Source organism: Aminobacter sp. MDW-2 (assembly GCF_014250155.1).
In the GTDB taxonomy this organism is placed as follows: domain Bacteria; phylum Pseudomonadota; class Alphaproteobacteria; order Rhizobiales; family Rhizobiaceae; genus Aminobacter; species Aminobacter ciceronei.
Genome location: NZ_CP060198.1, coordinates 77,557 through 102,971 on the forward strand (window position 1 = coordinate 77,557; position 25,415 = coordinate 102,971).

The 25,415-nt window shown below is 63.0% G+C and carries 24 protein-coding genes and 1 pseudogene; 4 read left to right on the top strand and 21 right to left on the bottom strand.

Going from position 1 to position 25,415, the window contains the following annotated elements:
- Positions 1-205 precede the first annotated feature (205 nt).
- On the top strand, positions 206-1,615 hold the full coding sequence (locus H5P29_RS29080) for a PLP-dependent aminotransferase family protein (protein ID WP_154384466.1): 1,410 nt from the start codon (positions 206-208) through the stop codon (positions 1,613-1,615).
- Between the two features lie 36 nt (positions 1,616-1,651).
- Here H5P29_RS29080 and H5P29_RS29085 read toward each other — a convergent pair whose 3' ends face one another.
- Positions 1,652-2,023 (bottom strand): 6-carboxytetrahydropterin synthase, encoded by a 372-nt coding sequence (locus tag H5P29_RS29085; protein ID WP_067968412.1) that lies wholly within the window; start codon positions 2,021-2,023, stop codon positions 1,652-1,654.
- A 218-nt stretch (positions 2,024-2,241) separates the two neighbouring features.
- On the opposite strand from H5P29_RS29085, the gene H5P29_RS29090 reads away from it, so the two are divergent.
- A complete protein-coding gene (locus H5P29_RS29090; protein ID WP_154384465.1) occupies positions 2,242-2,772 on the top strand; it encodes a molybdopterin-dependent oxidoreductase in 531 nt (176 codons plus the stop codon).
- Positions 2,773-2,782: 10 nt separating this feature from the next.
- Positions 2,783-5,200, top strand: a complete 2,418-nt coding sequence (locus tag H5P29_RS29095) for a bifunctional diguanylate cyclase/phosphodiesterase (RefSeq protein WP_154384464.1) — start codon at positions 2,783-2,785, stop codon at positions 5,198-5,200.
- Positions 5,201-5,370: 170 nt separating this feature from the next.
- Here the strand turns inward: H5P29_RS29095 and H5P29_RS29100 are convergent, their stop codons facing one another.
- From H5P29_RS29100 to H5P29_RS29125, 6 genes are all read right to left on the bottom strand, one after another.
- Positions 5,371-5,889, bottom strand: coding sequence for an RES family NAD+ phosphorylase (locus tag H5P29_RS29100; protein WP_154384463.1), 519 nt, complete (start codon positions 5,887-5,889; stop codon positions 5,371-5,373).
- Positions 5,882-6,253 (bottom strand): antitoxin Xre/MbcA/ParS toxin-binding domain-containing protein, encoded by a 372-nt coding sequence (locus tag H5P29_RS29105; RefSeq protein ID WP_067967357.1) that lies wholly within the window; start codon positions 6,251-6,253, stop codon positions 5,882-5,884. Before H5P29_RS29105 ends, H5P29_RS29100 begins: the two co-directional genes overlap by 8 nt.
- Before the next feature lie 188 nt (positions 6,254-6,441).
- Complete coding sequence (locus H5P29_RS29110; protein WP_154384462.1) at positions 6,442-7,119, bottom strand: SMC-Scp complex subunit ScpB; 678 nt, start codon at positions 7,117-7,119, stop codon at positions 6,442-6,444.
- Between the two features lie 2 nt (positions 7,120-7,121).
- Complete coding sequence (locus tag H5P29_RS29115; RefSeq protein ID WP_154384461.1) at positions 7,122-8,075, bottom strand: DUF1403 family protein; 954 nt, start codon at positions 8,073-8,075, stop codon at positions 7,122-7,124.
- Between the two features lie 182 nt (positions 8,076-8,257).
- Positions 8,258-10,090, bottom strand: coding sequence for an ABC transporter ATP-binding protein (locus H5P29_RS29120; RefSeq protein ID WP_154384460.1), 1,833 nt, complete (start codon positions 10,088-10,090; stop codon positions 8,258-8,260).
- 37 nt (positions 10,091-10,127) lie between these two features.
- Positions 10,128-11,324 (bottom strand): aminotransferase class V-fold PLP-dependent enzyme, encoded by a 1,197-nt coding sequence (locus H5P29_RS29125; protein ID WP_154384459.1) that lies wholly within the window; start codon positions 11,322-11,324, stop codon positions 10,128-10,130.
- A 95-nt stretch (positions 11,325-11,419) separates the two neighbouring features.
- On the opposite strand from H5P29_RS29125, the gene H5P29_RS29130 reads away from it, so the two are divergent.
- Positions 11,420-12,238: an IclR family transcriptional regulator gene (locus H5P29_RS29130; protein WP_154384458.1), complete on the top strand. Its 819-nt coding sequence runs from the start codon at positions 11,420-11,422 to the stop codon at positions 12,236-12,238.
- 9 nt (positions 12,239-12,247) lie between these two features.
- On the opposite strand, the gene H5P29_RS29135 is transcribed toward H5P29_RS29130, so the two are convergent.
- From H5P29_RS29135 to H5P29_RS29200, 14 genes and pseudogenes are all read right to left on the bottom strand, one after another.
- A complete protein-coding gene (locus H5P29_RS29135) occupies positions 12,248-12,685 on the bottom strand; it encodes a RidA family protein (protein WP_067968411.1) in 438 nt (145 codons plus the stop codon).
- Between the two features lie 87 nt (positions 12,686-12,772).
- Positions 12,773-13,978, bottom strand: coding sequence for an amidohydrolase/deacetylase family metallohydrolase (locus tag H5P29_RS29140; protein ID WP_154384457.1), 1,206 nt, complete (start codon positions 13,976-13,978; stop codon positions 12,773-12,775).
- Position 13,979: 1 nt separating this feature from the next.
- Complete coding sequence (locus H5P29_RS29145) at positions 13,980-14,855, bottom strand: ABC transporter permease (protein ID WP_067967330.1); 876 nt, start codon at positions 14,853-14,855, stop codon at positions 13,980-13,982.
- Positions 14,855-15,796, bottom strand: coding sequence for an ABC transporter permease (locus tag H5P29_RS29150; RefSeq protein ID WP_067967325.1), 942 nt, complete (start codon positions 15,794-15,796; stop codon positions 14,855-14,857). The genes H5P29_RS29145 and H5P29_RS29150 overlap by 1 nt, the downstream gene beginning before the upstream one ends.
- A 77-nt stretch (positions 15,797-15,873) precedes the next feature.
- Positions 15,874-17,400, bottom strand: coding sequence for an ABC transporter substrate-binding protein (locus H5P29_RS29155; RefSeq protein ID WP_154384456.1), 1,527 nt, complete (start codon positions 17,398-17,400; stop codon positions 15,874-15,876).
- Between the two features lie 542 nt (positions 17,401-17,942).
- Entirely contained in the window at positions 17,943-18,200 is a 258-nt protein-coding gene (locus H5P29_RS29160; protein WP_154384455.1) for a hypothetical protein, read from the bottom strand.
- A pseudogene (locus tag H5P29_RS29165) lies at positions 18,197-18,707 on the bottom strand (CbbBc protein); the annotation flags it as partial. The pseudogene H5P29_RS29165 and the gene H5P29_RS29160, both read right to left, overlap by 4 nt.
- Before the next feature lie 40 nt (positions 18,708-18,747).
- Entirely contained in the window at positions 18,748-19,542 is a 795-nt protein-coding gene (locus H5P29_RS29170) for an ABC transporter permease (protein WP_067967319.1), read from the bottom strand.
- A 10-nt stretch (positions 19,543-19,552) separates the two neighbouring features.
- Complete coding sequence (locus H5P29_RS29175) at positions 19,553-20,416, bottom strand: ABC transporter permease (protein WP_154384454.1); 864 nt, start codon at positions 20,414-20,416, stop codon at positions 19,553-19,555.
- Positions 20,413-21,519 carry an ABC transporter ATP-binding protein gene (locus H5P29_RS29180; protein WP_067968408.1) on the bottom strand — a complete coding sequence of 369 codons (1,107 nt, stop codon included), beginning with the start codon at positions 21,517-21,519 and terminating at the stop codon, positions 20,413-20,415. Before H5P29_RS29180 ends, H5P29_RS29175 begins: the two co-directional genes overlap by 4 nt.
- The gene (locus tag H5P29_RS29185; RefSeq protein WP_182574692.1) at positions 21,519-22,574 is read right to left on the bottom strand and encodes an ABC transporter substrate-binding protein; all 1,056 of its coding nucleotides are present in this window, start codon (positions 22,572-22,574) and stop codon (positions 21,519-21,521) included. The genes H5P29_RS29180 and H5P29_RS29185 overlap by 1 nt, the downstream gene beginning before the upstream one ends.
- Before the next feature lie 57 nt (positions 22,575-22,631).
- Positions 22,632-23,294, bottom strand: a complete 663-nt coding sequence (locus H5P29_RS29190) for an RraA family protein (protein ID WP_067967307.1) — start codon at positions 23,292-23,294, stop codon at positions 22,632-22,634.
- A gap of 14 nt (positions 23,295-23,308) precedes the next feature.
- Complete coding sequence (locus H5P29_RS29195) at positions 23,309-24,112, bottom strand: carbon-nitrogen hydrolase family protein (RefSeq protein ID WP_154384453.1); 804 nt, start codon at positions 24,110-24,112, stop codon at positions 23,309-23,311.
- A 105-nt stretch (positions 24,113-24,217) separates the two neighbouring features.
- Entirely contained in the window at positions 24,218-25,114 is an 897-nt protein-coding gene (locus H5P29_RS29200) for a LysR family transcriptional regulator (protein ID WP_067968402.1), read from the bottom strand.
- Between the last annotated feature and the right edge of the window lie 301 nt (positions 25,115-25,415).

Genomic DNA, 25,415 nt, shown 5'->3' on the forward strand with positions numbered 1-25,415 from the left:
GGCACTTTGTCTCTGCTGACGCAAAATCATCTTGTCCTCCATTGTGATACTCGGCCTTCATCTGCAATTGAACCCATGTCAATTGGTTCAATATGCTCAGATTACGCAGTTATGTTCCCTTGTTTTTGTTGTTATTTGAGCGTATGTCTGGCACCTGAAGGTGTCAATTATTTCATTGACACGGTGTCAAAGTAGCGAGAGCCGCATGAACTGGAAGCCGGAGATCAGGAAGGGCGCCGGGCCGATCTACGTGGCGATCTGCGATGCGCTCGAGCGCGGAATAGCCGAAGGTCAGTTGCAGCCCGGCGAGAAGCTGCCGCCGCACCGCGACCTCGCCTATCGGCTGGGCGTGACGGTCGGGACGATTGCGCGAGCCTACACCGAGGCGGCGGTAAGAGGCCTCGTCGTCGGCGAGGTCGGCCGCGGCACGTTCATCAACGATTTCGACAATCATCGCGACGACATCACCCGGCTGGTGGTGCCGGAAAAACCCCAACCGGAGGTAATCGACCTCGGACTGAACCTTTCCGCCATTGGTGAAGCCGACGAAATCCTCAGGTCGACCCTGAAGGATCTGTCGCGGTCAGGCTCGCTCGACGCGCTTCTCACCTATCAGCCCAGCGCGGGCATGATCTCGCACCGCGCCGCCGCATCGCAATGGCTGGAGGGTATCGGAATCAGGGCGCATCCGGACAATGTCATCATCTGCAATGGCGGACAGCACGGCCTTCTGATCAGCATGATGGCGCTGGCCGGCCATGGCGAGTCAATTGCCACGGAACAGCTGACTTATCCGGGTGCAAGGGCCATCGCGCATCAGCTTGGCATCACTCTCGCCGCGGTTCAAATGGACCACGAGGGTCTGGATCCTGCGGCCTTGCGCGAACTCTGCGAGACCAAGCGGCCGAAGGCGCTCTATTGCATGCCCGTTCTCCAGAACCCGACGACGATCACCATGTCCGAGCAACGGATGCGGGAGATCGCCGCGATCATCGAGGAGTATGGTCTCTGGATCATCGAAGACGACGTGTATGGCTTCCTGGCCGAGACCAGGCCGCGGCCCTTCGCCTCTCTCATTCCGGAACGAACCATCTACCTCACCAGCGCCTCCAAGAGCATGGCGCCTGGCTTGCGTATCGGCTTCCTGGTGGTACCGGCCAAGCTCAGCCGCTCCGTCCAGGAGATCGTCACCATGAGCAACTGGATGTCGCCACCGTTCATGGCGGCGATCGTGACCAACTGGATGGCAAACGGCTATGCCGACAAGCTGATCGCCTGGCACCGCAACCAGGCGCATGAGCGCCAGGAGGTGGCCCATCGGATCCTCGGCCACCATGCGGAGCACGCGTCCACATCCTGTTATCACCTCTGGCTGCAGCTTCCCGAACCCTGGCGAATGGATTCGTTCTCCGCCACGGCCCTGCGCGAGGGCGTCAGGGTGATCACCGCCGACGCCTTTGCGGTGAAACGCGATCATGCACCGCACGCGGTGCGGCTTTGCCTGGGAGCAGCACACTCACTGCCGCAGATCGCGCTGGGCCTGAACCGACTGATGGGCCTGCTCAACTCGCAGCCCAAGCCGCACATGGATCTGCAATCGATCGGCTATGTGTAGCCGGGAAGGCTGACGGAGAGCGGAAGCTGGAGCCGCTTATGCGCGAGCCTTTTGCAGGGCGCGCCCGTTGTAAACCGTACCCTCGGCCTGACCTTGCGCGCCCCGCCGAACCGCCACGCGATCGAGCTGCGGAAACTGGGGTTCCAGCTTGTCCCAGATCCAGCGCGCGACATTTTCGAGCGACGGCACGGACAGCCCCTCGATCTCATTGAGATATTTATGGTCGAGGGTCATCCGGACGACCTCTATCTGCTGTTCCAGCTCATAGAGATTGGCCGGCCAGCCAAAGACCGGGTCGGGGTCTCCGACGAGGTGGACGCTGACCTGGAACGAGTGACCGTGGAGGCCCGAAAAAGGCTGCAGCTGGTGCGCTGCCTCGAAGGTGAACTCCTTGTAAGTCTCGATCATTTTGCCGTCCTGCCCATCGTCATGCTCAACCTGGTGCCGGATATCTGCCACCGGCTTCTGAGCCGGTCAATTCGATCAAAACAAGAAACATCCGCTTGCTACTTGCTGATGCACGATATGGTGCTGATTATTGTGGCATATTCAACGTCGTTAATGTGTTTTTCAGTGACCTTTGGCATGGTCCGATGCAAACTGACGGTGCCGGGGAGTACGTGCTAATGAATCATCTTGTGTCTTCAATCATCCGCGCTGTGGCAGTGGCGACGTCATTGGCACTTTTCGCGGCGTCGTCGGCTCAGGCAGAAGACAGCAAACTGCAGGCACCCAAGGGCACCCCGATCCTGGTCATCGAAGGCAAGATCAGCGTCACGAATGGCAATGGTGTGGCCTCGTTTGACCGCGACATGCTCGAAGCGCTCGGCGTCACCTCGATCGAGACCACGACACCGTGGTTTACGGGCATGGTCAAGTTCGAGGGCGTTCCGCTCCAGAAGATCATGGAACTCGTGGGCGCCGACGGGAAGGAGGCCGTTGCAGTTGCCCTCAACGACTACAAGACGACGATCCCGACTGAGGATTTTGCGCTCCACAACGTTCTGTTGGCGCTCAAGCGCGACGGCCAGTACATGGAGGTCAGCGACAAGGGCCCGCTGTTCATCGTCTATCCCTATGACAGCAAGCCGGAGCTTCAGAGCCAGAAGTTCTATTCGCGCTCGGTTTGGCAGCTGGCCCGGTTGATCATCCGGTAGGGAAGATGTCATGGCCGCTTTGTTGGCGCCTGGATCCCGCCGTGCATTTGCATTCCATCTGCTCAAGGCACTGCTGATCGGCACCATTGCCGTCTTCGCTGTCGCAGCTGCCTATTTGTCCGTCGTCATCTTCGAACGTCAGGCATCTATCGGGAAGCTCTCGCGATACGACGTGGCGTGGAGTGCCAGCCAGGGCGTCAACGAATATCTGCGCCTCTACCAGCGGGTAGCCACGCTGGCTGCATCGCCAAACGATCAGCTCAAGGCCGACACGCAGCTTCGCTTTCAGATTCTGAAGAGCCGCCTCGGTGGCTTCAGCACCGGCCAGTTCGAGGAATTTGTCGCCGAGGCGCCCGAGCGAAAGGCAACAATAGCTCAGCTGTCCAAGTTCGTCGCGGACATGGACAGCATCATCACCAGGGTCGACGCCCCGGGCCAGGCGCAATCCATACTGACATCGATGCGCGCGCTCGAGGCCGAATTGATCGGCCTCGCCTCGGAGGCCAACCAGTACAGCGCCGTGCAGGCGGCCAAGGTCGACGACGAGTTGTTGCGCCTCCACAGCGGCTTCTCCGCCGTGGCGATCGGCTTCTTCCTGTGCAGCCTTGCCTTCATCGCGCTTCTGGGGTGGCACAATCGGCTGCTGACGCAGACCTCCGACGCTCTCAATGCTGCAAATGACGACCTGCGCCGCACTTCCGATGACCTCGAAAGGGCGAACGCCGCGGTGCTTGGGGCCAACCACGCGCTTGCCACTCAGAACGGCCTGTTTGATGCCGCCCTGAGCAACATGTCCCAGGGCCTGTGCATGTTCGATGCCGACCAGCGGCTCATCGTCAGCAACAGCAAGTTCGCCGCCATGTACGGCCTCCCCGAAGGTAGCCTTGCGCCGGGGACTACGCCGAAGCAGATCATGCAAGCGTCGATCGATGCCGCAACGTCGACGCAGCATAGTGCCGAACTTGCCCATCGCTCCCAGCAACAGCTGATTGAAAAGGGCCAGCCCGGCGTCCTGCTGCAGAAGCTCGTCGACGGCCGCATTGTCTCGATCCTGCATCAGCCGATGGATTCAGGCGGCTGGGTTGCCACCTATGAGGACATTACCGAACGCCATCTCTCGGAAGAGCGCATCGCCCACATGGCGCGCCACGATCCTTTGACCGGGTTGCCAAACCGCCTGATGCTGCGCGAGCGCCTGGAGCAGGAGCTTGCGCATGGCCGCAGGCATCATCAGGACACTGCGGTCCTCTGCCTCGACCTGGACAACTTCAAGAACGTCAACGACACGCTCGGCCATCCCGTCGGCGACGCATTGCTGCGCGAGGTTGCCAACCGCGTTTCGGGCATGGTTCGTGAATATGACGTCGTTGCGCGCCTCGGCGGTGACGAGTTCATCGTCATCCAGCCGGCGGTCAGACGTGACGATGTCGCCCATGTCGCGCAACGGCTGATCGAGTCGCTCGAGGAACCGTACCATCTCGACGCCCACCACATCGTCATTGGAGCAAGCATCGGTATCGCACTGGCGTCGGATTGCGATGGGGTTGCCGACGACCTGGTGAAGAATGCCGACCTGGCACTTTACCGTGCCAAGAGCGATGGCCGCGGCAGTTACCAGTTCTACGCGCCGGAGATGGACGACCGGCTGCAACGTCGTCGCATGCTCGAACTCGATCTAAGGGCCGCTGATTTCGACAAGGAGTTCGAGCTTGTCTTCCAGCCGATCGTCAATCTCCAGAGCAAGCAAGTCGCCGTGGTCGAGGCATTGCTGCGCTGGCCCGGTTGCCAGCGTGGCCAAATCCGGCCCGACGAGTTTATCCCGATCGCTGAAAGCACGGGCCTGATCGTACAGCTAGGCGCCTGGGTCCTCGAAAGGGCCTGCCGGGAAGCCATCAAATTGCCGGGCAGCATCAACGTTGCGGTCAATCTGTCGCCGGGCCAGTTCAGGCGGGGAAACATAGTCGACACTGTCGCCAACGTATTAAAGCTGACAGGCCTTGCCCCCGAGCGGCTTGAACTCGAAATCACCGAATCCCTGCTGTTGGGCGACAACAAGGAAACCCTGCTCGCCCTGAACCGGCTGCATGCGCTTGGCGTCAAGATTTCGCTCGACGATTTCGGGACGGGATATTCATCCCTCAGCTATCTCAGGAACTTCCCCGTCGACAAGGTCAAGATCGACCGCACCTTCATCGCCGAAATCGCCGGCAATCGCGACCATTGGGCGATCGTCAGCGCGATCGTGAATCTCTCGCATGCGCTGGAAATGACTACTGTCGCCGAGGGCATCGAGACCGAGGAACAGCTGCTGATCGTCCGGGCCACCGGATGCGACGCCGTCCAGGGACACTTCTTCAGTCCGCCAATGTCGGTTGCGCAGCTCAGGCGATATCTCGAAGACCAGCGCGCCAAGCTGACGCTGGCGTAATAGGCTCCAATGGGAAGTTCCCGGCCGAAGATTTTGGAAGATGGCCGAGTGTTGCAGGGGCCGAGCGAGATGTCATGCCTTGAGACAGCGCGCCGTGGCTCCGCCCCTTGACGCAATGCAGTGGTCACAGCACAGATTCGTCGGCCGCAAGATTGGTTGTACAACCACACCTAAAGCCAGGAGGCCTGCGTCTTGGGCAGGCGCTGATCAGGATCTATAACCTTGAGCGACGGCTGGCCCGGACCGTTCCAGCGCCACAATGCTACGCAACTGCCGCCGGGCGACATGAAGGACGGATAGACGACGCCGTCAAAGCCTTCGGTGAGCAGGCGCTGCTGCAGCAGATGGGTTTGCGGTGCCCTGCCGTCGTCGAGATCGGAACGCCACTCGCATCTGTGAATGCCGGCATCGATGCCGAGTTCGTCCAGCATCGCGGCATCGGTCAGGTCGGCCAGCCTCGCGTCCGACAGCTCGAGCTGGGCGATCAGCGCCGGATGCTGGACAAAACCCTGGTTGTATTCGGCCCAGGCGGTCGACAGCTCACAGGCCGCATACAGCGTCGGCGATCCTACCGGGTTCCAGCGCCCGCCGAAACGCGCAGCGCCCTCGCCCGAAAGCGGCATATGCGCCCAGCGCGGCACGAAGGCCCGCCACAAGGTTCGCTGCTGACGCAGGGCGGCTTCAGGCATAAACGCCGGAGCGCACCGCCTCCAGATAGGCCAGAACCTTGTCCGCCTTGCCCTCGCCGACCAGGTCATAGGCCGTCTTGCCGGCCCAGCCCGGGATGGGCTGATGCTTGAACCAGATCGCCGCGCGGCTTTCGTCGCCCGCCATCTCGGCGGCCATCGCCAGGATGCGGACAACGGGGCTGAGCGCCTGGTCGACCTTGCGTGCTCCGGAGCGCGCCGTCAGCGTGTTGCGGGCAACGCCAACGAGCCGGGCCAGGTCGGCCTGGGTGACACCCAGCAGTTCCGACACGCGGCGAGCCGAGAGAAACTGCGACCGGGCCTCACCGAAATGGGCCGCCGACATTCCCAAACTCTGAGCTGCCATGACACGTTCCTGACGTATTTTGATATCCACTCGTTCAATATGTGCGCATCATGCGCCCAATTCAAGCCCGGATTATGACCTCCAGGTCATTGCCAGCGTGCATGTTACTCTGCTCGACCCGCTCCCTCACGCATGTCGTGCAGGCGCCATCGCCTCCGCCACGAAGAGACGTCATGGCAGGCAAGCGGTCAATCCTCGGATTGGTCGACCTCGGCGGCTCCTCCAAGTCCCAGGGCAACATTTCCGGCAAGCAACTGCTCCTTGCTGAGCAGCCCGGCATCTTCGAGCGCTTCGAAGTCGGGCAAATCGCGCAGCGTATCGAGGCCGAACTGCGACAGGAACGTCTTGGTGGTAACGTAGGTGTAGGGCGCGCCCGGCGTCGGACTGCGTGGTCCCGAGGCAATGAAGTCATGCGACCTCAGCACGCCGATCAGATCGCGGCTGACCTCCTTGCCGAAGAACGCCGTCAGTTCGCCTCGGGTGATCGGCTGGAAATAGGCAATGCACATCAGCACCAGCACTTCCGATTGCGACAGTGGGCGCGCCATATCGACCTGCCCCGTCGCCGCGCGAATGGCATCGGCAAACGCCTTCTTGGTGCGATGCTGCCAGCCGCCGGCAACCGAAACCAGCTCATAGGGCCGACCGGCAAGCTCTGCCCTGATGTCGTCGATGATCAGGTCGAGATTGCAATTCCTGCCTACGATCCGAACCAGCATCTCGCGCGGTACGGGTTCGCTGGCGGCAAAGATCACCGCCTCCACCCGGCCCATCCATTCGCGCCAGCGCAGCTCCGGCGGCAGGTGCTCGAGCTCGGTGTCGAGCAATGTCGGCTGATCCTTGTCCTTTCGGCGCGCTTCCGTCATCGCTACAGGCCGTACAGCCGGAAGGAGGCGCGCCCGGAGAGTTCGCGCACCGCTTCGAATGTCTGCAGCCGTTCGAACAGACGCCGTGCCGCAAATCGCGACAGATTGCGGGTGCTCAGCGTGCCGGGGACGGCATCGTCGTCGAGCAATCGCCGGATCGCTTCGCCTGCTCCTTTCGCCCGCAGCTTCGGCGTTGCCGCCGCAAGCCGCTCGGCGCGCCGGGCGATGTCAAGCGCGAGCCTCAAGCCGTCACCGGCCCCGTTTGCCAGAGCTACACACACCGCCCGCTCGAATGCAGCGTCCCCAGGCCGGATGCGTTTGCCGCGGCCGTCGCCGGAACGGAAGGCCGGGGAATACAGCTGCGCGGCCAGAAGCGGCACGGGTCGGGACCAGCCCAGCTTTCGCGCCAGAACCAGATCGGCCAGCCACCAGGCCAAGAGTTCGGCATCTCCCCGACCGGCAACGACGTGACCGGCGATCGCCGCCGCAGCCAGCGGAGCCGGCTTGTCCCCCGCGGCCAGTTCCTCGACGGTTTCGGCAAGTTTGTCGTACCTGTCGTCGACGCGCAGGCCGAGCCATTCGGTGATCTGCGCCAGCCCGCCGGCGTCGATCGTTGGCGGCCGCGAGGCCAGATGGCGCCATGCCCCGAGGATGCTGCCGGCAGGCCCGGGATCTCCGCTTGCCGGGCGCAGATACCAGGCGTCACGCAATGCGGCCTCTTCCTCCGTGCGTCCGGCCAGCCGAACGGCAGCGACGGCACATTTCAGTGCCAGCCGTTGGCGCCAGCTGCCGGCCCAGGCCGGCTCGGAGCGCACCAGATTGTCGAGCGCACACAGCGCAGCACCCGCGTAGAACGCGGCATCGGCGTCACTGGCCACTGGCCCATCCGGCAGCGCCCACGCAGGCATGCGCGGCAGCGCAGGCGGAACGGCAAGTGGTTGGATCGCTCGAATCATCGCTGACGAGCGTATTCGAGCAGTGCGCTTACTGCCACGGCTGCCGGCCTAAAGCGCACAGCCATTTCACCGGGCAAATGGCTCACCTCGCCTTCCGCAATGAACGATCCGTCATTGCGACCGGCAGCGCGCCCCCTTTCCCAAGACATTGCGCGCAACACTGCACAGCCGACGCCGCCCGGCTATACTGCCACCAGATGGCCGCCTGATACTTCCCGGAACTGGCGCAGCGGGACCTGGTAGTCCGGCGCACGGATCGGGCTTTTCAGTTCGTCCGCGGCCGACATGCGCTTTTCGTGGCGACGATCGGGGTCCGGAACCGGCACAGCCGCCAGCAGACGCTTGGTGTAGTCGTGCTGCGGATTGCCGAAGACTGCCGCACGCGGGCCGATCTCGACGATTTCGCCAAGATACATCACCGCCACGCGGTGGCTGACGCGCTCGACCACCGCCATGTCATGGCTGATGAACAGGAAGGCTAGGTTAAGGCTCTGCTGCAGGTCGAGCATCAGGTTGATCACCTGCGCCTTGACCGAGACGTCGAGCGCCGAGACGCTTTCGTCGGCGACGATGACTTTCGGCTCGAGCGCCAGCGCCCGTGCAATGCAGATGCGCTGCCGCTGGCCGCCGGAGAACTCGTGGGGATAGCGGCTCGCCATGTCGGGCGACAGGCCTACCTTGCTGAGCAGATCGGCGACCAGCTCGCGCCCCTGTTTTGCCGTGCCCATCCTGTGCTCGAGATAGGGCTCGGCAATCGCCTGGCCGACCGTCATGCGCGGATTGAGCGAGGCGAACGGGTCCTGGAAGATCATCTGCACCGATTTGCGCATCTGCCGCATCTCGTGCTTGTCCATGCCAATGACGTCCTTGCCGTCGATCTTGACCGCGCCCGAGGTCGGCTCGATCAGCCGCATGATGGCGCGGCCGGTGGTCGACTTGCCGCAGCCGGATTCGCCGACCAGGGACAGCGTTTCGCCGGCAAACAGGTCGAAGGAAACGTTCTCCACCGCATGCACACGCCCGCCGACCCGGCCGAACAGGCCAGTAGGGATGTCGAAGCGCTTGACCAGGTTTTTCACCTGCAGGACCGGTCTGTCGCGAACGACCGTATCGGGTTTTTCCACGGGCAGTGTGCACTCGCCCGTCGAGGTGTTGACGATGGGAAAGCGGAGCGGGCGGTCGTATTGCTCCATCGAACCGAGCACCGGCACGGCGGAGAGCAGCGCGCGGGTGTAATGGTGCTTGCCGCGATGGAAGATGTCGGCGGTGGCACCGGTTTCCACCTGATCGCCGCGGAACATCACAACCGTGCGGTCGGCCACCTCCGCCACCACGCCCATGTCGTGGGTAATGAACAGCACCGACGTTCCCTGCTCGTCCTGCAGCATCTTGATCAGGTCGAGGATCTGTCCCTGGATGGTGACGTCGAGCGCCGTCGTCGGCTCGTCGGCAATCAGCAGTTTTGGGCGCGAGGCCAGTGCCATGGCGATCATCACGCGCTGACGCATGCCGCCCGAAAACCGGTGCGGATACTCGTCGAAGCGCGAGGCGGCGGAGGGAATGCGCACCTTTTCCAGCAACCGGATGGTCTCGGCCCTGGCGTCGGCGAAGGACATGGCATTATGGCAGAGCAGCGCCTCGGAGATCTGGTCACCAATGGTGAAGAGCGGATTGAGGCTCGTCATCGGCTCCTGGAAGATCATCGCGACGTCGTTGCCGCGCACCTGCCGCATCTTGTCTTCGGGCAGGTCGGTCAGGTTCCGGCCGTTGAGGACGATCCTGCCCTCGATGCGGCTGGTGTCGGGCGGCAGCAGGCGCATGATCGACAGCGACGTCACGCTCTTGCCCGACCCGGATTCACCGACGATGGCAACGGTTTCGCCGGGCGCGACATCGAAGGAGATGTCGCGCACGACAGGCTTCCATTTGCCGTCGACCATGAACGAGGTCGTGAGTTTCTGCACCGACAGAACCGGATCGACGGTCTGGCCAAGGCTGTTTTCCTGAACGCTCATTATCTCTCCTCCCTGACCTGATCGACAGGCTGCGCGCTCAATCGGGCCAGCGCAGCAGGCCGTCGAAGCGGTGACGGCTGCGGTTCTCGAACGGCGTGGCGATGATCTCGTTGGAGGCGCGTGCCCTGTCGAGTTCCTCGGCCAGGCGCCGGGCGACGATCGTCTCCTGGCCCGGATGCAGGTTGCAGGGGTCGAGGTAGAAGTAATCATGCTCGACCTCGTGGTCACGCACGATGATGGGCTGGTCGCCGCCCGCCAGCGCAGATGCCAAATCCCAGGCCGTGATATGCGCCTCCTGCGCGCTGATGTTGACGCGCAGCCGGTCGAGCGGGTTCTTCGTCGGGTCCGGCTCGATCACGGCGTTGACGCCGGGGCGGCCGTCGAGCGTCTCCTTCCACAGCCTGAGATAGCCGGTCTCGCGTTCACGGATGCCGGCGTGGTCGCGCTTCTCCCAGGCTTCCAATGCGGCCATGGCGCCATAGACGCTTTCCTTGCCGACCTTCATGCCGCGGCCGATGCCGAGGTTCTGCAGGTAGGCGTGTCGGACCAATTCCTTCTTGCCGGCGACGATGCCGGACGTCGGCCCTCCCAGGAACTTGTGACCGGAGTAGAGAACCATATCGGCGCCCTGGGCGAGGAAGATGCGCAAATCATACTCGGACGCCGCGTCGACGATGACAGGCACGCCCCTGGCATGTGCGATCTCGACGAATTCGAGCAGGTTGAGCAGGCCGTAGTCGACGACATGGTGCGATACGACATAGACAGCCGCCGCCGTCTTGTCGGTGATCGCATTCTCCATGTGGAAACGGTGGGTGGATGTCGCCTGTCCGATGATGACCGGCTTCGCCCCGGCAAGGCGGACGGCCTGATCGACAGGCGCGCCATAGCTGACGATGTGCCCCATCTGGATGATTACTTCATTCCTGGCAGGCGTCTGATCCGGCAAACGTTCGATCGCCAGCAGGTTGTCACCGGTCATGGCGCCGGCGACGGCGAGCGAGATCCCGGCCGAGCACGACGCGGTTATGTGGCCGGCTTCGGCGCCCGTGAGACGGGCGATCACCGCACTTGCCTTGCGTTGGAGATCGTTGATCTCGACAAACTGCGGCAGGATCTCGGCCATCGCGGCGATCGCTTCCGGCACGACGATCGAGGCGCCGAGGCTCGTCATCGTTCCCGACACATTGATCACCGGTCGCAGGCCGAGCTTGCGGCGGACGTCTTCGGTCATTTTCCTCTCCCGTGCATCGGCAAGCGTCGGCTTTCGGCTCGACAAGATATGCCATAATAATGTAATAGATTACCCAGACTATCAGGAGCACGCCCTTGGACGCGATAACTCAATCCACTGATGCGACTGACGAACCGACGTCGGCAAACGGCGCCAGGCGTTCTCGGGTTTCGGGCATCGACCGCGCCCTGCAGGTGATCGACTATCTCTACGAAACCGGCGAGCCAGCGGGCGCCTATGCCATCGCCAAGGCGATCAAGGCGCCGCTGTCGACCGTCTACGTCATCATCGACGATCTCGTCGAGAAGAACATGCTGGCCCGCAGCCCCGATGGTTCCATCTGGCTTGGCGCGCGGCTCTACCACTATGGCCTCGCCTATGCGCGCTCGCTCGACTTCATGGGCGTCGCCAACCGCGAGATGCACGATCTCTGCCGCGACGTCGGCGAAACGGTCCAGCTGTGCGGCCGTGAAGGCGACCACATGCTGGTGCTCGCCATGGCCGACGGCCCGAGCCCGTTCCAGGTCGCCTCCCGTGTCGGCACGCGGGTGCCGCTGAACTGGACAGCATCCGGCCGGCTGCTCGTCGGCCATCTGCCCGAAGCCGAGCGCATCGACCTTTTCAAGCGTTGCGCCCGCATGTCGCCGACCGGTCGTGCAGAAGTGGATGCGACCGCCCTTTCGGCCGCCGCGGGCAAGGCGTTCCAGCAGCGGCTTTCGATGCAGATCGCGGAATCCGACTACGCGGTGGCCTGCATTGCTTCGCCGGTCTGCGACCGCGACGGGAAATGCGTCGCGACGATCTCCATCGTGCTGCCGGAGCAGAAGGTCCTGTCCGACGAGAGCCACTACACAGACCGCGTGCGCGCCTCCGCCGAGCGGATCGAGACCTCGATGGGTTGGCGCAACCGCTAGCGTCATCGCTCAGCTCCGAAGTGCCACGATCGCTTCGATCTCCACCGTGATGTTGCCGGGGAGAGAACCGAAGCCGACGGCCGAGCGCGCGTGGTGACCGGCCTCTCCGAACACATCGATGAAGAGATCAGAACATCCGTTGATGACCTGTGGGTGGTCTTCAAAATCAGGCGACGCATTGACCATGCCGAGCAGCTTGACGACGCGCTTGACCCTCGAGAGATCGCCGAGCGCTTCCTGCATCACCGCCAGCAGGTTGATCCCGACAAGGCGGGCGTGCTGATAGGCCTGGCTGACGCTGACACCTTCGCCGACCTTGCCCGTCCACAACCTGCCATCCGCCTCGCGAGGCCCCTGCCCCGAGAGATAGAGCATGTCACCCTCGCGCACATGGGTGACGAAGTTGGCGACCGGCGGCGGTGCCGGCGGAAGCTGGACACCCAGCATGATCAGGCGGTCGGCAGGACTTGCGGTTGCGGAGGCGGCGATGGCTTGGGAGGCGGTCAATTCAGGTCCAGTCTCTGGGATCATGTTTCAGCGCCACGACAGGCCATGGCTGTGACGCACGAGCTTGCGGGCGCGTGGCACGTATCGGCTGGCGGCAACGGCCTCCGATCCGATGATTGCGTAACGCGGTTCGAACAGGCGCTTGAGCCGTGAGGTGTCGCCGTTCGAATCGGTGGCTTCGAGGTCGCCGTCGACGAGATCGAAGATGGTGAAATCCGCACGCGCACCAACAGTGATCGATTTCGGCATTTCCACCTTGATCGCCGAGGCCGGCGCATGGGTGACGGCTTCGACGACCCTGCCGAACGGCATGCCGACCGACAGCAGCTTGGACATCGTCGTCGCGAGATCCCAGACCGGGAAATTCATCGAGTGGCCGTGCAGGTCGGTCGAGATCGAGAACGGCATCAATCCGCGCTGGATCGCGGCCTCGGCGACCTTGAACGAGAACGACGCGCCACCATGGCCGATGTCGAGCCGCACGCCTTCGGCAGCGCAACGCTCGGCGAGCGTGAACAGGTCCTCGTCTTCCATGATGCTCGACCCGGCCTTGCCGTTGAAGCAATGGGTGACGATGTCGCCGGGCCCAAGAATCTCCAGTACCTCGTCATAAAGGGCCGGCGGCTCACCGACATGGACCATCATCGGAATCTTCAGGATCTTGGCGATCTTCTTGCCGAGCTTGACCGGGGTCACGCCCCATGACCCCGTGATGACGTGGCTTGCACGCACCTTGATGCCGACGATGTGCTCACTGTTGTCGGCATGGCACTGCAGGATGCGGTCGAGATCGATGTCCTTGATGTCGCGCAGCTCCGGAACACGATTGCAGGCGACGAGGCCGATGGACCCGAGATTGAGGAATGCCTTGATGCGTTCGCGCGCGGGTTCGATGATATATTCGCGAAAGCCGTGAAAATTGGACTCACCCGCTGAACCGGCATCGACCAGCGTCGTCACGCCGCGTTCGACCCCGCATTCGGACGGCCGGATCGAGATGTCGGTGCCGCCGTACCAGACATGGACGTGCAGATCGACCCAGCCGGGCGAAATCCAGGCTCCCCTGGCGTCTATGCGTTCCGCGCCTTCTGGCGCCTGAAGCGACGGTCCGACGGCTGCGATCATGCCATCCGCCCCCACCAGTATGTCGGTTGGCAGCGACGTGCTGTCGCCAAGGGCGACAGGCCTGACATTGGAAATGAGAAGGGGCTTGGCCGTTGCTGTGGCTGCCATCTTACATGTCCTTTCGCAGTCTCGGGTCGAGCATGTCCCTCAGGCCGTCGCCAACCAGCTGCAGCGACAGCACCGAGAGAATGATGGCGAAGCCGGGAAAGTAGGTCATCCAGTCGGCTTGGCCGATGTACTGGCGTCCACCGGCGATCATGGTTCCCCAGGTCGGGATTTCCGGGCTGACGCCCAGCCCCAGGAACGACAAGCCAGCCTCGGCAAGCATGGCGCTGGCGAACAGGAAGGTGCCCTGCACCAGGATCGGCGACACCAGGTTGCGCAGCACGTGCCGTGTCATGATGTGGAAGGTCGAGATGCCCATCGACTTCGCCGCCTCGACATAAGGCAGCTCGCGAATGACGAGCGTCGAGGCGCGAACGATGCGCGCCAGCCGTGGCGCATAGACGATCGACAGCGCCACGATCACCGTGACCAGCGACGGGCCGAGTGCTGCAACAAGAGCAATCGCCAGCAGGATGTCGGGGAATGCCATCATGGCGTCGATGAGCCGCGCGATCGGCGTGTCGAGCGAACGGAAGAAGCCGGCAAGCAAGCCAAGCGTCACGCCGATGAGCGCAGACAGCGTGACCACCGCAGCACCGACCAAAAGCGACAGCCGTCCCGCATAGATGGTGCGCGAGAAGATATCGCGGCCGAATTCGTCTGTTCCGAACCAGAACATCTCGCTCGGCGGCTTCAGTCGGTTGACGATGGAAAGCTTGGACGGCGAGTAAGGCGCGATCCAAGGCGCAAGCAGGGCAAGCAGGACAAAGACCGCCAGCACGATGACGCCAAAGGCGACGGTCTTGCGCTTCAACAGTCGGCGCAGGAACAGGAACTTCGGCTCCGGGGCCGGCAAGGATGCGGAAGCGAGATCGGTCATCAGTAACGCACCCTTGGATCGACCAGCAGATAGAGCATGTCGATGGCGAAGTTGATGAGGACATAGAGGCCGGCAATGACCAGCAGTGCACCCTGGATGACGGGATAGTCGCGCCTCAGCACCGCCGAGACCACAAGGTTGCCGACACCAGGTAGGCCGAAGACCGTTTCGGTGACGACAGCACCTGAGATCAGCACGGCGGCGGTCAACCCGACCACCGTCAGGATCGGGATCAAGGCGTTCTTGAGTGCGTGTTTCAGCACAACGCGCCGCTCGACGACGCCCTTGGCACGCGCCGTGCGGATGTAATCGTCGCCCAGAACGTCCAGCATCGAGGCGCGGGTAAAGCGCAGGATCAGCGCCGACGACACCAGGCCGAGTGCCACGGCGGGCAAGGTGAGATGGTACATCCTGTCGAGAAACGCCGCATCCGGCCCGCCGTAACCGGACACCGGAAACCATTGCTGCCGAACCGCGAACACCTGCATCAGGATCAGGCCCAGCCAGAAGCTCGGGATGCTGGCAGCCAGCATGGCAAGCAGCGTCGAGGCCTGGTCGATGAAGGACCCGCGCCGGTAGGCGGCATAGATACCGATGGGCAGAGCGATGACGCAGGCGATGGACAGCGAAAAGACGGTGAGGAAGAAGGTTGGCTCAGCGCGTTCCATCAAGGCTGCAGACACTGGCATATTGAGGAAAATCGAGTGGCCGAGATCGCCCTTCAACAGTTGGGCGACATAGAGAAAATACTGGACGAAAATCGACTTATCGAGGCCAAGGCGCGTCCTGAGCTCCGCTATGTCCTGGGGCGTGGCATCGGGCCCCAGCATGACGGCGGCCGGATCGCCTGGTGTGACGCGCACGATCACGAAAACGATCGTCACGACGATGAACATCACGACGATCATTCCGGCGATGCGCTGAAGGATATAGCGTATCATGGCAGGTCCCGTATCCGCGTTGGCTTCGCGGCAATGGGCGGGCGCCGGTCTGATCGCCGCCCGCTGTTGTCAGCGTCTTACTTCTTGATCGAAGCGTTCCAGAAATAAGGCCACGGAGCGGGATCCACGCCCTGGAGCTTGTTGGAAATCGAGCCCACGGCGTTGAAGTTGCCGATCTTGATGAAGGGCACGTCGCCGTAGATGACCTTCTGCACGTCGGCCCAGAGGGCCACACGCTTGGCCGGGTCGACTTCGGCGGTGAAGGCATCGACCGCTGCCTTGCGTTCCGGCGTGTCCCACCAGCCGGGCGCCGTCGTCGACAGCGAACCGATCAGTGCCGGCTCCGGCAGGAACGGGCTGTGGGTGATGTAGATGTCCCAAAGGCCCTTCTCGGCGCGGCGCTGGGTCAGCGTCGCCCAATCCACCACCTGCAGATCGACATTGAAGCCGGCGAGCTTGAGATACTCGGCGGCGACCTGCGCCATCTTGTAGTGGAACTCGTACTGGCGACTGGTCAGGATACGGACAGGCTCGCCCTTGTAGCCGGCAGCCGCCGCAGCAGCTTTGGCGCCTTCCGGATTGGCGACGTTGTAGTTGCCTTCAACGCCGGCATCGGTGCTCCAGGAGAAACTCGCCGGATAGATGTTGCCTTCGAGCCCGTAGAAATCGGTGCTGCCGAAAGCCGCAGCCAGCATGTCTTCCATACTGAGCGCTTGGCGGATCGCCTTGCGGACTTCGACGTTCTTCGCCGATCCCTCGGCCGTGTTGAAGACGAACACCGGATAACCGAACGGCTTCAGCACGATCGGCTGCGTCGCGGCAGCACCCTTCAGCTTGTCGAAGGATTCCACCGGCAAAGCGTCGACATAGTCGTACTGGCCCGAGACGGCGGACTCAACGCGGGTGTTGGCGTCGGGCACCGGCACGAAGCGGATTTCGTCGAGATAGGCATGGCGAGCGCCGCCATAACCGTCGCTCGCTTCCGATCGCGCCGTGTAGCCGTCGTAGCGCACGAGCTGGATGTACTGGTCGGCCTTGCGCTCCTTCAGCATGTAGGGGCCGGTGCCGACAAACTCGGCCATCGTGTCGGCCTGCTTCTCGGACGGAATGATGATCGCGGCCGAGTTGTTGAAGGCGAGCAGCGAGGCCAGCGGCGCATAGGGATGCTTGAGCGCGATGGTGACGGTCGACGGATCGGTCGCAGTGATCGAGGCAATGAAGTTGCCGGCCTGCTTGCCACGCGAGGCGAGCTTGACCCAGCGGTTCAGCGAGGCGACGACGTCGGCCGAATCCATGTCGGTGCCGTCGTGGAACTTGATGCCCTGGCGCAGCTTGATGGTCATGGTCTTGCCGTCGGCGCCGATCTCCGGCAGCGCCTCGGCGAGAAGCGGGGTCACGGTCCATTTCTTGTCGAAAGTATAGAGCGTCTCGAACATATGCTGCGTGACGATGCCGACCAGGTCGGCAGTCGACGTCATCGGATCGAGCGTCGGCGGCTCGCCAATGGTGGCGACGTTGATCACCCCTCCCTTTTCCTGCGCCGAGAGATAACCCGGCGAGGCGAACAAAAGTGCTGCAGCCAAGGATGCAAGTTTCAGCTTCATTGAACGTCCTCCCTAACGTATTCCATTTTTATGGAATATAAGCTGTTATTAGAGAGTACATGAGCGATTTCCGCTGTCAATGCCCGTGACGAAGAAGCTGGGAATCTGGGTACAATGCCAAGTATCTCTGGCATTTTTCACAACCCATCCATCCATCCAGTTTCTTTGAAAGAAATGCCTCGATGAAGGAAACCTTGAATTTTCTGGGCTACTACAAGGTCGACGACACACTTTACGAATTGTCGTCCAACGCCCGTTCATCTTGAAGCCATCAGGCCTTCCAACATCGATACCGACTGGGGCTTTCCAGCACACAGACATGGATCCACTCTTGTCTCCAGCCCGCGTGAAGGGCGGCTGTTTGTGCTGGCATGACGGGCATGGAACCGGTAGCCGAACCAGGCATAGGCGACCTAGCCCGCCCCCGTCGAAGCCGGCATCGCTTCGCGAGGATCGCGGAATGCTCGCCTCCCCGGCGCCAGGCGCAGACATCCTGAGTGGTCACCCCCACCGCGCGATTGGAATGCTGCGTTTGGTCTCCGTCACAAGCTCACGACATAATGCGTGCGCATTGTCCTTGGCTCGCGCTTGGTGATCCTCAGCAAGGCCCCGGCCTCGTCCAACGCATTTACCTGGCGCAACACCAGCGCGTGCGCGACGCCAAAGATGCGGGCGAAGATGCGGCCGTCATGGGCGATGTCCATCTCGTCTGCCGCGATAACGGCAGCCTGGAGTTTGCTAAGATCGGGATATACCTGCAGGACCTGCTCCACTGCCGCCATGAAGGCGCCATCACTCACGACACCTGGGCCTCGCGGAGCCGGAACGACACCATGATCGACTTGGATGTCGGCGTGGCGCTTTCGATGCCGGCGCTGGAGAGCGGCACGAGCACGTTGAGCTCGGGAATAATAGCCGGCAAGGCTACCGCGCGGGACATCGTAGGGCACGAAGCGGAAATTGCGGGCGACGCGCTCGATACCGTCATCATGCGCACCGACGACATCGACGCGGTCCCCTGCCCGGGCACCGATCGCCTCAAGGTCGTCCGGATGGATGAAGATCACCTCCCGCTCGCCATAGACGCCGCGGTAGCGGTCGTCGAGGCCGTAGACGGTGGTGTTGTATTGCGAACGGAAGGCCTGCAGCGCGAAGCGTCCACCGCTCTTGCGGGCGCGCTGATGCACCGTCTCCTCCGGCAGCGGCCCGGCGGCGAAGGTCGCCTTGCCGGCCTGCGTGTTCCATTCCCGATGCGCCGCGGCATTGCGCAGATGGAAGCCGCGCGGCTTGCGCAGCCGCCTGTTGTAGCTGATCCGGTTGAACCCGGCGGTCGCGGCCGCCGGACACCTATTTCACGAAGGCCTTGCCCAGTCCCATGGCCCGTTCGACGACCATGATGACGCCAAGCGTCAGCAGGATCAGCAGCGCCGAGGCTGCGGCCACCAGCGGGTCGGCCTGGTTGTAGACATAGTTGTAGAGTTCGACCGGGAGCGTGCTGATGCGCGGGCCGGTCAGGAACAGCGTGATCACCACCTCGTCGAAGGAGACGAGAAAGCAGAGCGCTGCAGCCGCGACGATGCCGGGAGTGAGCATCGGCACCGTGACGCGGAAGAACACTGTCAGCGGCTTGGCGCCGAGCGTGCGTGCCGCCTCCTCGCAGGCCCTGTCCTGGGTGCTGAGCGACACCGCCAGCACGCGCAGCGCATAGGGCAGTGTCACCACCAGATGGGCGAACACCAGTCCCTGCATCGTCGCCAGCAATCCGAAGGAGGCAAAGACGATCAGGATGGCGAGGCCGAGCACGATGGTGGGCAGAAGCAGCGGCGCGGTGAACAGGTTGAACAGAAGATCCCGCCCAAGAAACTTCAGCCGCGTCATCACATAAGCCGCCGGCACGGCAATCACGATCGACAGCGCCGTGACGATCGCCGCCAGCGACAGGCTCGTCCAGAACGCCTTCAGCATCTGGCTGTTGGCAAACAGCGCCTCGTACCAGCGCGTCGACCAGAAGGTCGGCGGGAAGCGCAGCACCTGGTCACCCGAAAAAGACAGCGGGAAGACGAGCAGGACGGGCGCAAGCAGATAGGCAAACAGCACGAAGACGAGGATGCGCATCGGCCAGGTTGTCTTGTGGATTTCCATGATGCCCTCCTCAGTCCAGACGCCGCAGCACGGCGGAATATGCCCAGAGTGCCGCCCCGAAGACGATGAGCACCAGGATCGACAGCGTCGAGGCCAACGGCCAGTTGAGCGTCACGATGGCCTGGTCGTAGATCTCGGTGGCGAGCAGGAAGACGCGGCCGCCGCCCATCAGCTTGGGCGTGATGAAGGACGACACTGCGAGCACGAAGCACAAGAGGCAACCGAGGGCGATGCCGGGCAATGTCAGCGGCAGGATCACCTTCAGGAAGGTCCGCGACGGAGTGGCGCCAAGCGTCCGCGCGGCCTCCTCAACGCGGGGGTCGAGCCGCCCGAAACCGGCCATCAGCGCCAGGATCATGTAAGGCATCAGGATCTCGGTCAGGCCGATGAAGACACCCTTGATGTTGAACATCAGGCTTGGCGCCGGCAGTCCGACGGCCTTGATGGCGCTGACCACCGGGCCGTCGTCGACAAGAATGGCAATCCAGCCATAGGTACGCACAACCGCCGAGGTAAGCAGCGGCGAGATGACGAGCACGGTGAGGAAAGTCCGCCACGAGCCGGTCGACCGATGCAGGTAAAGCGCGATCGGATAGGAGACGACCAGCGTCGTCAGCGTGATGGCGAGGCTGATCCAGACCGAGTTGAAGACCAGTTCGAGATAGAACGGATCGCTCAGCAGCCCGGCCCAGTTGTCCCAGGTGAAGACGTTCTCGATGCCGCCGCCGATGCGCGACTTGTTGAACGAATAGCGGGCGAGGTTGAGCACCGGCAGGATGAAACCGATCGCATTGATCAGCGCGATCGGCAGGAGCAGCATGACGGCCAGTTCGCCGTTGCGCCATTGGCGCGGGAGGGTGGCTGCCGCGCTCATTGGCCGCCGCCCGGATAGACCAGCGTGTCCTCGGCCGACCAGCCGAGCACCACACTGTCGCCGACGCCGACCGGCCTGCGCTCGCGCCGCGTCGCCTCTTCGACCACGATCTCGTCGTCGCCGACACGAACCCCGTATTGGACGAGGTCGCCGACGAAGGTGAGGCCCGACACTGTGCCCTTGACCTTGTTGTCGGCTTCCCTGGTGTCGCCCGCCTGACCCTGGAGATGGATCCGGTGCGGCCGCACGAGGACCTCGACAGCCCCGGGGGCGACCGTGGTGGCGGAGTGGAGCTGTTGTCCGGCAGCCGAGAGGACGCCATCCGACCCGATCTTGCCCTTGAGCTTGTTGGTGCGGCCGACGAAGTTGGCGACGAAGGCCGTTGCCGGCCGCTCATAGACCTCGGTCGGCGTGCCGAACTGCTCGACATGACCGTTTCGCATGACAACGACGCGGTCGCACATCGACAGCGCCTCAACCTGGTCATGGGTGACGAACACCGCGGTGATGCCGCTCTCCTGCTGCAGGGCGCGGATCTGGACGCGCATCTCGTCTCGCAGCTTGGCGTCGAGATTGGACAACGGCTCGTCAAGCAGAAGGATCGACGGCTGGATCACCAGCGCACGGGCAAGTGCTACGCGCTGCTGCTGGCCGCCCGAAAGTTCCTTGGGCTTGCGGTGGGCGAGATGGCTGAGTTGCACCATTTCGAGCGCCCGGCCTGCCCGCTCCTCCGCCTCGCGTCCCGAGACATTGCGCATCTGCAGACCGAACTGGACGTTGCGCGAGACGTTCATGTGCGGGAACAGGGCGTAGCTCTGGAACACCATGCCAATGTCGCGGTCATGGATGGGAAGGCGCGTGATGTCGCGCCCTCCCACCACGATGTGGCCACGGGAGGGCGTGTTGAGCCCGGCGATGATCCTGAGCGTCGTGGTCTTGCCGCAGCCGGACGGGCCGAGGAACGCAACCATTTCACCTTTGCGGACCGAAAGATCGAGCGACGGGATGACATTGACGTTGCCGAAGCTGACGCCAATGTTTTGCAGCCTGAGATGCTCTTCGGGGGCGGAAGAGACGGGCATGTGCGACTCCCGGACCAACATCAGCGGCTGAGCGGGATGACGCGGCGGCGCCACTGCTCGGTGATGGCCTCGCGGATCTTGGCGACCTCGAGCCAGTTGATGGCGATCATCTTGTCCATCACGCCGGCCGCCGTGCGTTCGAGCGCCTTTTCCGAGATCAGTGCGGCGGCCTTCGCGTTGGTCGGCGCATAGAACATCTGTTCGGTGAACGCCGCCTGGGCCTCCGGGCTCAGCGCATAGTCGACGAACTTCTTGGCGCTTTCGCTCGCTGGCCCGCCCTTGACCAGGCCGATGACGTTGATCTGGAAGCCGCTGCCTTCCTGGGGCAGCACGACGCCGAGCTTGCCGGCCGACAGGTCGGAATAGACCTGGGCACGTGCGTTCCAGCCGATGCCGATGGCAGCCGTGCCGCTGGAGATGGGCTGGTAGACGTCGGGGCGCGGTTCCCAGGTCTGGACATTGGGCGCCAGTTCCTCGAGCCGCTTGATGCCGGCGTCGACGCTCTGGATGTAGTCGGTGCCGCCGGCCATCTTGTCGGTAATGATGGTCAGCGTCGTGCCCTGGATGTCAGGCACGGCTGGGATGGAGACCTGCTTGGCGTATTGTGCGTCCCACAGCGCATTCCAGGAGGTCGGTGCTTCTTTCACCTTGTCGGTGTTGTAGAGCAGGACAAGGTTGTCGAAGGTCACGCCGACGGCGTTGACGCCGTCGGCCCTGGCCTGCGGGTAGAGGTCGGCGAGGTGCTTGGTGACGGTCTCGTCCATCGGGGCGAAGATGCCCTCATCGGTGGCAGCCTTGGCCACCGAGACGTCCATGATGGCGATGTCGATCTGCGGCGCGCTGACCTGGGCGCGGAGCGTGCCGAGCATCTGGGCCGAGTTCGGCATGCCGTAGAACTCGACCTTGACGTCGGGGTTGGCCTTCATGAAGGGCTCGACGACGGCCTTCACGTAGTTTTCCTGGAAGATGCCCGAATAGGCGGTGAGTACCACCGTGTCGGCCATCGCCGCCGATGCCGCGATGGACATGGCAAGCGCTGTCATGCTCACGCCGGCGGCGCGTTTGAATGCAGTCATCAGATATTCCTCCGTTCCTGAACCGAAATTGTTCCCGTTTGTCGATATTGGGCCGCGTCAGGCGGCCGAGGCGTCCACAATCCTGGTGGCGCCTGAGATGTCCGGCAGCTTCTCGCCGTTGCGCAGCCGCTCGAGCAGGACGAGCTCGTTCTGCTGCATGCCGATGGCCTTGTCGGCCGCCCATTCGGCCTTCGCAGGATCGAGCACAAGGACGCCGCTCTCGTCGGCGATGATGGCATCGCCCGGGTTGACCGTCTGGCCGCCGACCGACACCGGCACGTTGATCGCGCCCTCGAGGCCGAGGATCTTTGTGGTGATCGGCGACGGGCCGCGGCACCACATCGGCAGATCGACCCGACGGATCTCCGAGAAGTCCGTCGCCGGGCCGTCGATGACGGCGCCGACGATGCCGCCGAGCTTCATCGAATGAGTCACCACGCCGCCCCAGCAGGCGTGCTTGTTGTCGCCGCAACGGTCGACGACGACGAAATCGCCCGGACGGACCAGCTTGGTGAGATAGTGCAGGATGGTCGAGTCCGCATGAGGAAGGCGCACGGTCACGGCAGTGCCGGCGATGCGCTTCTCCGGCAGCACGGCGCGCAGCTCGCGATCCATGAAGCCCGAATGCAGGAAGTGGCCGACGGTAGCTGTCTCGACCTGCTCCATCTTCTTGATGAGGTCAGGCGCGATCTGCTGCGGCATGGCATTGACGACGAACATTGGGGGGCAGCTCCTTAGAGGACGTGGTGCTGGGCGACTGGCACGTCGCGGCGAACATTGGCGACGCGGTTCAGGTCGACCGTGGCGGTGGCCGAACCAACGCCGTCGGAGCACTGGGCGACCATCAGGCCCCAGGGGTCGATGACCATCGAATGGCCCCAGCACCATTTCTTACCTTCGGCATGGGCGCCGGTCTGGCCGACGGCGACAAAATAGGTCTGGGTTTCGACGGCACGGGCCCGGGCCAAAAGCTCCCAGTGATCCTTGCCCGTCATCAGCGTGAAGGCGGCCGGCAGGACGATGACGTCGGCACCCTTGTCGCGCAGGGCACGGAACAGCTCGGGGAAGCGGATGTCGTAGCAAATGGCGCAGCCGACGGTCGTGTCGCCGACCTTGTAGGTCACCACGTCTTCGCCGCGGCTGATCGTATCGGACTCGCGGTAGGAGACGCCGCCGGGCGTGTCGATGTCGAACAGGTGCATCTTGCGATATTTGGCGATCTCCTCGCCCTTCGGCCCGAACACGACCGTCGCATTGTAGTGGTTGTTGCCGGCCTTCTCGACCATGGAGCCGCAATGCAGGGTGACGCCGAGTTCCCGCGCCAACGACGCCATGCGCTTGTAGGAAGCCCCGTCGGGGAAATATTCGCCGCTGCCATGGACCGCGTCGCGACCCTCGCCGAGGAAGGCGAAATATTCGGGCAGCACCACCAGCTCCGGTTTCTCCGCGGCGACCACCTCGCGAACCAAACGCTCGGCATCGTCGAGGTTCCGCGCCTTGTCGGAACCGGAATTCATTTGCACCATACTGATCTTCATCGAAGTCCTCCAAGTCTCATCTGGAGGTATCGTCAGGCCTCGGCGAGGTGATGACAAACGATAAAGAATTGTCGTCCCCGATAGAAAAAACTTGTGCACCCAAGGCTACGCCGAAACGCCCATCGTGTGCAGCGACGCCTCTCGCGCGATCACCGAAAGCATTGATGGAATTAGATTTTCAGGATCATCGGCATAGACGGCATGGAGCTTGAGCGCCGGGAACTGCGGCGTGATCGAGAGCAGCTGCAGCACGCCCGACGCGATCATCGGCGCCACGAGCGGCAGCGGCAACAACGCGACGCCGACACCATCGCAGGCGAGCCGCGACATCGCCGAAAGCGAGTTCGAATTGGAGATCACGGGGGGCGACACACCCAGTTCCTCGAACTGCCGGAGCAGCCAGATATGCGGCACGCTGTTGCGCGAGAAGGTCAGCACTGGATAGGCGCGAAGGTCTTCCAGATTGAGCCTGCTGTCGCCAAGACCGAAGGAGGGCGCGGCGACCCAGACACATTCCATGCTGCCGAGGTCGATGTTCTTGAGGCCCGGGCTCAGCACCGGGCCCATCAGCAGCGCGAGGTCCAACCGCCGCTCGCTCACCTCGCGCCCGATCGCCAGCGACGTGTCGACATTGAGATCGAGCCCGAGCGAGGGAAAACGCTCCTTCACGCGTTCGATGAAGTTGGGCAGCCAGGCATGCACGATCGAATCGATGGTGCCGATCGTCACCGTTGCCCTCAGCTGCTGCGGGCTGCCGATCGCCACCTTGAAACTTGTCGCCGCCTTGAGCAGTTCCTCGGCCGGCTGCAACGCCCGCTGCCCGATCGTCGACAGCCGCACGCCGCCGGGCAAGCGCTCGAACAGCTCGCAGCCCATCTCCGCTTCCAGGCTGGCGATGCGATTGGAAACGGCCGCTTGCGTCGCGTTCAGCCGATCAGCCGCGGCGCGAAAGCTCCCCAGCCGGGCGACCCAGACGAAGGTTTCGACGAAGCGCAGGTTCATCGCCGATCCATAGTCCAGCCAATCGGCCAAGACAAATCAAAGTCGGCACTTCGTCACCATCGCGCCTGTAGCTGCTCGACATACGAGAAGTGGCGATCACAATCCGCTGTCGCCGCAGGTCGGCACCCAACTGGTCAAGGACTTTCAGCATAGCATTTCGACAATGCCCTGCATCAACGTGCGTTCCAGCGCCAAGCGGCCAAAACCGCTCACAAAAAAGACCCACGGCAACACCGCGGGTCCATAGTTTTGGCATATCCGAGTACACTGGGAGCCCCTTACCAAATCCGGACGGCCGCCG

Excerpts from the sequence above, each read along its gene's own strand:
- H5P29_RS29120 (WP_154384460.1), bottom strand. The coding sequence starts at position 10,090 with ATGAGCGTTCAGGAAAACAGCCTTGGCCAGACCGTCGATCCGGTTCTG.
- H5P29_RS29105 (WP_067967357.1), bottom strand. The coding sequence starts at position 6,253 with ATGGCAGCTCAGAGTTTGGGAATGTCGGCGGCCCATTTCGGTGAGGCC.
- H5P29_RS29095 (WP_154384464.1), top strand. The coding sequence starts at position 2,783 with ATGGCCGCTTTGTTGGCGCCTGGATCCCGCCGTGCATTTGCATTCCAT.
- H5P29_RS29100 (WP_154384463.1), bottom strand. The coding sequence starts at position 5,889 with ATGCCTGAAGCCGCCCTGCGTCAGCAGCGAACCTTGTGGCGGGCCTTC.
- H5P29_RS29195 (WP_154384453.1), bottom strand. The coding sequence starts at position 24,112 with ATGAAGATCAGTATGGTGCAAATGAATTCCGGTTCCGACAAGGCGCGG.
- H5P29_RS29150 (WP_067967325.1), bottom strand. The coding sequence starts at position 15,796 with ATGATACGCTATATCCTTCAGCGCATCGCCGGAATGATCGTCGTGATG.
- H5P29_RS29085 (WP_067968412.1), bottom strand. The coding sequence starts at position 2,023 with ATGATCGAGACTTACAAGGAGTTCACCTTCGAGGCAGCGCACCAGCTG.
- H5P29_RS29180 (WP_067968408.1), bottom strand. The coding sequence starts at position 21,519 with ATGTTGGTCCGGGAGTCGCACATGCCCGTCTCTTCCGCCCCCGAAGAG.
- H5P29_RS29200 (WP_067968402.1), bottom strand. The coding sequence starts at position 25,114 with ATGAACCTGCGCTTCGTCGAAACCTTCGTCTGGGTCGCCCGGCTGGGG.
- H5P29_RS29175 (WP_154384454.1), bottom strand. The coding sequence starts at position 20,416 with ATGAGCGCGGCAGCCACCCTCCCGCGCCAATGGCGCAACGGCGAACTG.
- H5P29_RS29110 (WP_154384462.1), bottom strand. The coding sequence starts at position 7,119 with ATGACGGAAGCGCGCCGAAAGGACAAGGATCAGCCGACATTGCTCGAC.
- H5P29_RS29155 (WP_154384456.1), bottom strand. The coding sequence starts at position 17,400 with ATGAAGCTGAAACTTGCATCCTTGGCTGCAGCACTTTTGTTCGCCTCG.
- H5P29_RS29090 (WP_154384465.1), top strand. The coding sequence starts at position 2,242 with ATGAATCATCTTGTGTCTTCAATCATCCGCGCTGTGGCAGTGGCGACG.
- H5P29_RS29125 (WP_154384459.1), bottom strand. The coding sequence starts at position 11,324 with ATGACCGAAGACGTCCGCCGCAAGCTCGGCCTGCGACCGGTGATCAAT.
- H5P29_RS29170 (WP_067967319.1), bottom strand. The coding sequence starts at position 19,542 with ATGGAAATCCACAAGACAACCTGGCCGATGCGCATCCTCGTCTTCGTG.
- H5P29_RS29135 (WP_067968411.1), bottom strand. The coding sequence starts at position 12,685 with ATGCTGGGTGTCCAGCTTCCGCCGGCACCGCCGCCGGTCGCCAACTTC.
- H5P29_RS29080 (WP_154384466.1), top strand. The coding sequence starts at position 206 with ATGAACTGGAAGCCGGAGATCAGGAAGGGCGCCGGGCCGATCTACGTG.
- H5P29_RS29185 (WP_182574692.1), bottom strand. The coding sequence starts at position 22,574 with ATGACTGCATTCAAACGCGCCGCCGGCGTGAGCATGACAGCGCTTGCC.
- H5P29_RS29190 (WP_067967307.1), bottom strand. The coding sequence starts at position 23,294 with ATGTTCGTCGTCAATGCCATGCCGCAGCAGATCGCGCCTGACCTCATC.
- H5P29_RS29145 (WP_067967330.1), bottom strand. The coding sequence starts at position 14,855 with ATGACCGATCTCGCTTCCGCATCCTTGCCGGCCCCGGAGCCGAAGTTC.
- H5P29_RS29115 (WP_154384461.1), bottom strand. The coding sequence starts at position 8,075 with ATGATTCGAGCGATCCAACCACTTGCCGTTCCGCCTGCGCTGCCGCGC.
- H5P29_RS29140 (WP_154384457.1), bottom strand. The coding sequence starts at position 13,978 with ATGGCAGCCACAGCAACGGCCAAGCCCCTTCTCATTTCCAATGTCAGG.